The sequence below is a fragment of the Williamsia sp. genome, assembly GCF_036566845.1.
Classification (GTDB): domain Bacteria; phylum Actinomycetota; class Actinomycetes; order Mycobacteriales; family Mycobacteriaceae; genus Williamsia.
The window spans coordinates 1-7,734 of the sequence record NZ_DATCVM010000148.1; the positions used below are offsets into that span (position 1 = coordinate 1).

The window sequence follows — 7,734 nt, forward strand, 5'->3', positions numbered from 1 at the left end:
TCCCTGCGCTACGGCGAACGCCTCGCTGAGATCGGCGCGACCCCATCGATCGGGACCATCGGCGATTCCTACGACAACGCTCTCGCCGAGACCGTCAACGGCTACTACAAAGCTGAACTGATCTACGGACCAGCACATTCCGGACCATGGAAGACCACAGTCGATGTCGAACTCGCAACCTTGTCCTGGGTGTATTGGCACAATCACCAACGCCTCCACGGCTACTGCGACGATCTTCCCCCAGCAGAGTACGAACAGAGGACTTACGCTACCGAACAGGGCAACCAGACCCTGGCCGAAATCAAATAGCCAGAGTCTCCATCAGACCCAGAGCGATTCAATCGCACGGCGGCTTGGGTTGGCCAGAGAGACCGTCCGTCGTTTCTACTATGCGAGCAGTATTGACGAGTTACTGGGAGTACCGCGGGCCGGCAAACCCACTTTGTTGGACAAGTTCGCCGAATACCTGCACGAACGGTTCAACGACGGACACACCTCCGCTGCCGCACTTTACGAAGAGCTTCGAGCATTGGGATATCGAGGAAGCTACGGAACCATCCGCGATTACCTCCGTCCGTTCCGGACAGTAGGGGCAGCACCACCGTCTACACCGAAAGTGCCGAAAGTGCGGCGAATCACCTCGTGGATGTTGCGACACCCCGAGAACCTCACTGACGATGAGCAGATCAGACTCAAACAGGTCCTCGCCAGCTGCCCACATCTCGAGGCCACCGCGAGGCATGTCGCATCGTTCGCGAAGATGCTCACCGAACGCCTTGGCGAACAATTAAACTCGTGGATGTCCGACCATCTTCGAGATCGGACGTCAGGCCAACGAGTTGACCGAACACCACGCTCTGCTCAATCCGAAGGAGATCTGACCACCATGGATTTCAAGAAGATGAAGGCGGCCGGGAGCCGGATCGGCGCCACCGTGGGCGTCCTCGGAGCGCTCGGTGGACTCGGGGGCGACCCGGTTGCCCGCAACAGCAGCACCGGCCTGGGACAGCAGTACGCCAAGTACACCAAGGACGTGAGGCTCCCGAGCAGCGAGAAGGAGATCGCGCGGATCTTGCGCACGGCCACTCGTGACAAGGGGACGCGCCTCAAGGGTGGGTACAGCCTCAACGGCAAGGACATCAAGAAGTTGAAGTAGCCGCCCCGACCCCTGATGGCCCGGAACCGATCTGGTTCCGGGCTATTGGAGTTCGCGGATTGCTGACTAGTCGGCACGCTGAAAGTCCTTCCCATCATTTTTGCTACATAACCACTATTATGTAGCAAAAATGAGTGCGGGGCTGACCCCACTCCCCACCTGTCGACGAGAGGCCCCGAACTGTGAGCACCTCCCTCGACGTCGCGTTCGACACCTTCATGACCTGACGCAAGGGCGGCACCATGTCCACCCACACCGCGGAGGCTTACCGCCACGATTTCGTCGGCATCGCTGACGCCCTCGCCGCCGACTTGACCGTTCCGATCGAGCACCTGACGACAGCCGCCCTCGACAAGGACCACATGCGCCGTGCGTTCGCCCGGTTCGCCGAGACACGCGCTCCGGCGACGGTGCGGCGTTGCTGGTCGACGTGGAACACGTTGTGCGGCTTCTGGTGTACCGAGGATCTCCTCGAGGCCAACCCGATGTCGACGGTTCGGCGGCCGGCGATGTCCAAGCGGCAGCCGTCGGCGTTCGACGGTCAGGCTGTCGCGAAATTGTTGGCCGCAGTGGGTGATCCGGACGACACGCATGCTCGGGCCTGGCCGGAGCGTGATCTGGCGATCGTACTCACCTCGCTTCTGACCGGCTGCAGGCTCTCCGAACTCGTAGGACTCGACATCCGAGATCTGGGCGATGTGGACGGCGCCAACGGCGCGAAAGCGGTACGCGTGCGAGGGAAGGGCGACAAGGATCGCACTGTCACGATAGAAGCTGGACTGGTCGACGTACTCGGTGAGTACCTCGCGTCGCGGGCGATCCGTTTTCCTCACACCGGTCGCGTACGTGCGCGATCTGATTCCACACCGTGGGCCCGTTTTCGGGCGACTGATCCCCTGTTCGTGGGACCGGACGGTGACCGCGTGTCGAGGTCGCTGGTGCAGTACCGAACCAAACGGGCGTACACCCGGGCAGGTATTGAGGACCAGAAGGTTCGCGGAGCGCTGGTGCACCAGTTGCGGCACACTTTCGCCACAGGTCTTGCGGACCAAGGTGTCTCGGTTTACGAGTTGCGGCAGATGCTCGGGCATTCGTCGATTCAAACGACGTCTCGCTACACCGCGGCGGCCGGACAGGAGACACGCGCAGCCGCAGCGGCGAACCCCGTCTACAGAATGCTCGAGTAGCGTCGGCTTCCGTCATTCGATCGATTGACGGACAGTGTCGGCCACGATGGTGCGCCGCACTCGCTGATCGGAGACCGGCCGGCGCCGGTGCGCGTAACAAGTCGATCTACCCAAACCCGTTATGCGACATGCCGATCTGCTGGAGTGCCCTCGTTTGATCAGTCCTTCGACGATCGCGATCTTCCTTTTTTGGTGCCGCCACCGACTGATCGTCGAACTAGGCGCACGCATCGCGGGTCAAGGCGAGTTCGGCTTTGGGTGCGGCGATACGGTTCCGGGCCGATGCAAGCTAGTCGGACTCGACGCTCGGCACTCCGTCCCGAACTCCCTCATCGATCAGGGCTTGGTCTTTCCACCAGAACAATGTCGCCGGCGATATGCCGGTTTCCGTCGCGATATCGGCGACAGCGTCACCGGCGCGAAGACGGTGCGAAATCTGCCAACGGACAGAGTGCGGATACGACTTGGGCACTGTAACCCTCCTATGGATCACTCTGCCTCATGTCTCATATGGATGGTTCACTTTCAGGGGCACGGATCATGCGGGTCACTTCACGGGGTCATGCCAGACGGACAGGTATTCGTCGAGGTGGTCGAGGACCATCCTGACGGCTCGCTCACGTTGCTCGGGTGGGTAACGCTTGGGCATGATCTGTATCCTTCACAAAAACGGATGCGGCATCAAACCCGGCACGGTTCACCCTGCCACGGAAGCCAACGGCAAGGCTCACACACAGTTAAGCCACTATCCATAGGCTATTTTGAGTAAGGTGTCGGCATGACCGAGTCCATCGCCCTCGACGACCTCAGTACCGGTTTCGTTCGCCACCGTGAATCCGACGCCAGGCAGTACCACGAGCTCGGACTGTGGCGCGACACCCCGTTGTGGCGGCTCCTGTGGGACCAGGCATCGACCACACCTGAGGCCACTGCGGTCACCGACACCGAACGCTGCCTGACATACGCAGAACTGGCGGACGCCGCTGCTGCGCGCGCGGCCGGATTCGCCGAATCCGGTCTCCGCCCCGGCGACCGGGTGATCATGCAGAACCAGAACTCAGTCGCCTTCGCCGTCAACCTCTTCGGGTTGCTACGCGCCGGACTCGCCCCCGTGATGACTCTGCCGGCCCACCGGATCAACGAGATCGCCCATCTGGCCCGCGCCTCCGGCGCAGTCGGCTACATCAGCCACGATCAGGCAGCAGGCTTCGACTACCGCTCTCTGGCAACAGATCTGGCGGCACGAGTGCCCGCAGTGACCCATTTGTACGTCGACGGGGATCCCGGCGACCTGTCACCCCCGCCCGTCGGCGACCCGACCTCGGCACCTGCGACACCAAACGATTTCGATCCTGACTCCCCTGCCCTGTTCCTGGTGTCCGGTGGCACCACCGGGCTGCCAAAGCTGATCGCGCGCAGCCACAACGACTATCGACACAACGCCGAGAAGAGCGCTGACATAGCGGGATTCAGCGCGTCGGATACTTACTTGGTGGCGCTACCGGCAGCGCACAACTTCCCACTGGCCTGCCCTGGCCTGCTGGGCATCATCGCTGTCGGTGGCCACGCAGTGTTCACTGCAGATCCCGCCCCCGACAACGCCTTTGAGCTGATCGAGAAGTATCGCGTGAGCGCTGTGGCGCTGGTTCCCGCGCTGACACAGGTATGGACCGCCGCCACCGAATGGGAACCGGCCGACATCTCGTCACTACGCCTCCTGCAGGTCGGCGGAGCCAGACTCGCGGAGTCCGACGCGATCGCCGCGAACCAAGCGTTCAATGGAGCGGTCCAACAGGTGTTCGGCATGGCCGAGGGGTTGATCTGTTACACGCGACCCGACGACGATCGGCAGACCGTGGCGCGGACCCAGGGCCGACCGATGAGTGAACTCGATGTCGTCCGCATCGTCGACGAAAACGGCAACACGGTATCCGACGGCATAGAAGGCGAGCTCCTGGTGAAGGGCCCCTACACAATTCGCGGCTACTACCGAGACGATGACCACAACGCCCGTTCGTTCACGGACGACGGCTACTACCGTAGCGGCGACCGGGTCCGCAGAACCGCGTCAGGCCATCTGATCGTCACGGGCCGGATCAAGGACACCATCGTGCGCGGGGGAGAGAATGTCGCTGCCGACGACGTCGAGGAGAACCTGCTGGCACACCCCGGCATTCGACAGGCCGCCGTGGTGGGGGTGCCGGACGCCACACTGGGCGAGAAGATCTGTGCCGCGATCGTGGTCAGCGGTCCGGCGCCAGATCTGCCGGCCGTGCGTCAGTTCCTGGCAGGCCGGGGTCTGTCCACGTTCAAGCAGCCCGACCTGTTGCGGGTGGTAGACAGCCTGCCCCTCACCGCAGTCGGAAAGATCGACAAACGCACACTGCTGAAGCGCCTCACACCTGAGGCAGGAACGGCCGTCACCGTCGGCGGACCAACGGGATCACCAACGGGGTGAGGGATTCGGGATCATCGATGATCCGGCACGGCAGGCCGAACGTCGTGCACCAGATCAGCGGTGATGACATCGGCGGGTCGCACCTGCGTGACGATCTGACCGTCCTTCATCGCGAGGTGTATCGACAGGTCTGGTTGAGGTCGCGCAAGACAGCGGACCAGCTTGCGGCCCTTCGTCTTTGTTGAGCTCGGAACACAGTTCGAGCGGGTCGATCTGATAGGCGATGTCGAGGAACATGGTGAGCGTGTCGAGCGACATCAAAGGGGTTTCCTGCACCAGCACCATGGCCACCCAGACGCGCTGCCGCTGGCCGCCGGAGAGTTCGTCGACCAACGACCGGGCAGCTCGATGACGCCGGTCGCCTCCATGGCGTCGACCATCGCGGCTTCTATGCCGGGACCGCCGGCTGGTGCAACGACAACGGTGGCGGAGAGTGGAAGGTCAGCATCCGTCTCGCCGAACTCGACGACGACCGCCACACGCTGCGGGCCCAGGTCGGCGGCGGGATCGTGGCGGAATCCGACCCGGAACTCGAACTCGCCGAGACCACGGCAAAACTCCGCATGCTCCTCATCGCGCTCTACGTGCGATCCACGGATTCCGATCGACGGTCCTGACACCGACCGACGCCACATCGCCCGAGTGGATGCCAAGCGCCAAAGCTGACGGCCATATCTACGGATAGGCTAGAGTTCTGACGATCGTTGATCAGGATCGGCCGACGAATCATCAGCCACCCGCGCCGATCCTTGCACGGAGGGGCTCGCGCATGCCGGATTCGCAGATGGCGAGGGTGTTACCGTCGAGCCTGTCGAAGACCGTATGGACCATGCTCCTGCCTTGGCTCGACGACTATCGGTCGGGTCCGCCGATCCTGTCCAGCGACGAGCTCATCCCGAATGCCTGGCTCGATTCGAGTCCGGCAAAGAATCTCAACGAGGCGAACTTCCGCCGGTTCTGCGAGCTCGTTGCCGCGCGTCACCTTAAAGATCGCGCGGACGTGACACTCGCCGACGACTTCCCAACCCTGCCCACGACATCCCCCGTCGCCGCACTCGATCTCGACGTTCGGAGCGCAAAAGCTCTGCACGACAACGGCTTCACCACGTGCGAGGATGCTTTGGCCCAGTCCGCGACCAGCCTCCTCTCGCTGCCACGCATCGGGCGCGCGACCGTTATCGACCTCCTCACCGCATTCGTCGCCGAGGCGACTCACTCACGTCACTGCGGCGGACACAGTGACACACGGGTTCTGGCCGATCCTGGTCTACTCGATTTCATCAGCTCCATCGATGCGCGCGACCGAGTCATCCTCGACGACCGGATCTTCGCCGTCCACCCGCGGACACAGACCGAACTCGCCAAGAAGTTGGGGCTCTCTCGCGAACGGGTCAACCAACTCGACCGGGACCTGCGGGTACAACTGTCCGAGATGATCAGCGGCTCAGTCGATCTGCGACGGTTACTCGCCGAGACCGTCGCCGTGGCCGATCCGGTTGCCGACTCGGCACGGGTGGCGCAGATCCTCCCTCTGTTCGCCACCACGATACCCGCACTGGGCGTTTCGGTCGGACAGATCCTGATCACTGGATCCGACGAACTCGACCGGGTCGACGAATGGATCATCAGCCGCAGTCCCGTGCAGATCGCCGACCATGTGGGCAGGATCCTCGACGCCAACACCGGCGATGAGGCGCTGGTCCCCCTATCAGCGGTCGCAACGGGTTTGAAAATGCCCGCACCCGAGGCGGCCCGCTGGCTGGGCCGGGGCGGCTTCACTGTGCTCGAAGACCAGGTGATCAACGGCCCCACCACCACTGGCGACCTGATCTGCGCGGTCCTCTCCATCGCCGGAACGCCCTGCACGTTCGACGAGATCGTCACCGGCCTGGCCGGTGAACCACGATCACGATCCAGCGTCCGCAATGCGCTGGTGACCGACGACCGCATCGTCAAGACTGATCGCACCACCTATGGCCTGCGCCGCTGGGGTGGTCAGCAATACCTCCCGGTACACCGCCAGATCGGCCATCTCCTCGATGCCGCCGGCGGGCGCATAGACATCGCCGATCTGATTTCTCAGATCAGCGAGAAGTACGACGTAACCGAATCGAGCATCCGGGCCTACGCCGGCGCCGGGGAATTCGTGACGCGAGAGGATGTGGTCACCCGCCGCAGCGAGACATACGTGCACCGCAAATCCCCTGCCAAGACCCGCTTTCTCTATCGCGACGGCGCAACGATCCGTTGGGCGACCACGATCGGTGCCGCGCACCTGAAGGGGTCGGCGTTCAACATCCCCTCGGCACTGGCGGGCCTGATCGGTGTCGGACCGGGCAATCCGGTCCAGCTACCTTCACGCCTGGGGCCACAATCCCTGATCTGGGTGTCGGTGCAAGCCCGGGTCGGAACAATCAAACGTTTTGTGGAAGACCTGGGCCTGGAACCGGGTGATCCGATCTTCCTCGAGTTCTCTCCGACGGGCTTCGACGTCAAACGCCTGGTGCCGAGGCCTGGTTCGGATCCGATCGATCAGATCTTCAGCCTGATCGGCCAAGGTTCCGAACATGTTGACAACCAGCATGCGTTGTGCACAGCCGTTGCCGCGGCACTGTTCCTGCCCGAGGATGCCGACGCCGACACCGTGGTCGCGACGTTGCGCCACCGGAAAGAACTCGAACTCGCTGAACTCGTGTCGACGGCGCTCACGACACCGTGACAGCTCGATGGATCTGTGATCACAATCGAGCTTGGCCCCAATGATTCGGTGAGTATCGCAAAGTCATCGTCGAACTAGTGTGCCGGTCCTGAAATCTTCGTCTTAATTGCCTATGATATCGGGGTGGCGGATTTCGGGTGTGGTGCCGAGTTTCTTCTGACCGGCGGCGAGCGTGAACAGCTTCTGGCGTGGTCCCGGGGTTCGTCGAGGTTGG

The 7,734-nt window shown here is 62.7% G+C and carries 6 protein-coding genes and 2 pseudogenes; 6 read left to right on the plus strand and 2 right to left on the minus strand.

Annotation, left to right across the window (positions count from 1 at the left end; translation table 11 throughout):
* The 3 genes from VIQ49_RS14410 to VIQ49_RS14420 form a co-directional block, all read left to right on the plus strand.
* A partial coding sequence (locus tag VIQ49_RS14410; protein ID WP_331885724.1) for an integrase core domain-containing protein occupies positions 1 to 309 on the plus strand: 309 nt, incomplete at its 5' end.
* A gap of 577 nt (positions 310 to 886) precedes the next feature.
* Positions 887 to 1,156, plus strand: a complete 270-nt coding sequence (locus VIQ49_RS14415) for a hypothetical protein (protein WP_331885726.1) — start codon at positions 887 to 889, stop codon at positions 1,154 to 1,156.
* 242 nt (positions 1,157 to 1,398) lie between these two features.
* Positions 1,399 to 2,343 (plus strand): tyrosine-type recombinase/integrase, encoded by a 945-nt coding sequence (locus VIQ49_RS14420; RefSeq protein ID WP_331885728.1) that lies wholly within the window; start codon positions 1,399 to 1,401, stop codon positions 2,341 to 2,343.
* A 289-nt stretch (positions 2,344 to 2,632) separates the two neighbouring features.
* On the opposite strand, the gene VIQ49_RS14425 is transcribed toward VIQ49_RS14420, so the two are convergent.
* Positions 2,633 to 2,836 carry a transposase gene (locus VIQ49_RS14425; protein ID WP_331885730.1) on the minus strand — a complete coding sequence of 68 codons (204 nt, stop codon included), beginning with the start codon at positions 2,834 to 2,836 and terminating at the stop codon, positions 2,633 to 2,635.
* A gap of 285 nt (positions 2,837 to 3,121) precedes the next feature.
* On the opposite strand from VIQ49_RS14425, the gene VIQ49_RS14430 reads away from it, so the two are divergent.
* Positions 3,122 to 4,801 carry a (2,3-dihydroxybenzoyl)adenylate synthase gene (locus tag VIQ49_RS14430; protein ID WP_331885732.1) on the plus strand — a complete coding sequence of 560 codons (1,680 nt, stop codon included), beginning with the start codon at positions 3,122 to 3,124 and terminating at the stop codon, positions 4,799 to 4,801.
* Here VIQ49_RS14430 and fecE read toward each other — a convergent pair.
* Positions 4,764 to 5,190: pseudogene (gene fecE, locus VIQ49_RS14435) on the minus strand (Fe(3+) dicitrate ABC transporter ATP-binding protein FecE); the annotation flags it as partial. The gene VIQ49_RS14430 and the pseudogene fecE sit on opposite strands and share 38 nt — an antisense overlap.
* A 48-nt stretch (positions 5,191 to 5,238) precedes the next feature.
* Between fecE and VIQ49_RS14440 the strand changes: the two are divergent.
* Positions 5,239 to 5,298 (plus strand): annotated as a pseudogene (locus VIQ49_RS14440) (hypothetical protein); the annotation flags it as partial.
* A 272-nt stretch (positions 5,299 to 5,570) separates the two neighbouring features.
* Entirely contained in the window at positions 5,571 to 7,520 is a 1,950-nt protein-coding gene (locus tag VIQ49_RS14445; RefSeq protein ID WP_331885734.1) for a sigma factor-like helix-turn-helix DNA-binding protein, read from the plus strand.
* Positions 7,521 to 7,734: the final 214 nt, after the last annotated feature.

Excerpts from the sequence above, each read along its gene's own strand:
- VIQ49_RS14430 (WP_331885732.1), top strand. The coding sequence starts at position 3,122 with ATGACCGAGTCCATCGCCCTCGACGACCTCAGTACCGGTTTCGTTCGC.
- VIQ49_RS14415 (WP_331885726.1), top strand. The coding sequence starts at position 887 with ATGGATTTCAAGAAGATGAAGGCGGCCGGGAGCCGGATCGGCGCCACC.
- VIQ49_RS14420 (WP_331885728.1), top strand. The coding sequence starts at position 1,399 with ATGTCCACCCACACCGCGGAGGCTTACCGCCACGATTTCGTCGGCATC.
- VIQ49_RS14445 (WP_331885734.1), top strand. The coding sequence starts at position 5,571 with ATGCCGGATTCGCAGATGGCGAGGGTGTTACCGTCGAGCCTGTCGAAG.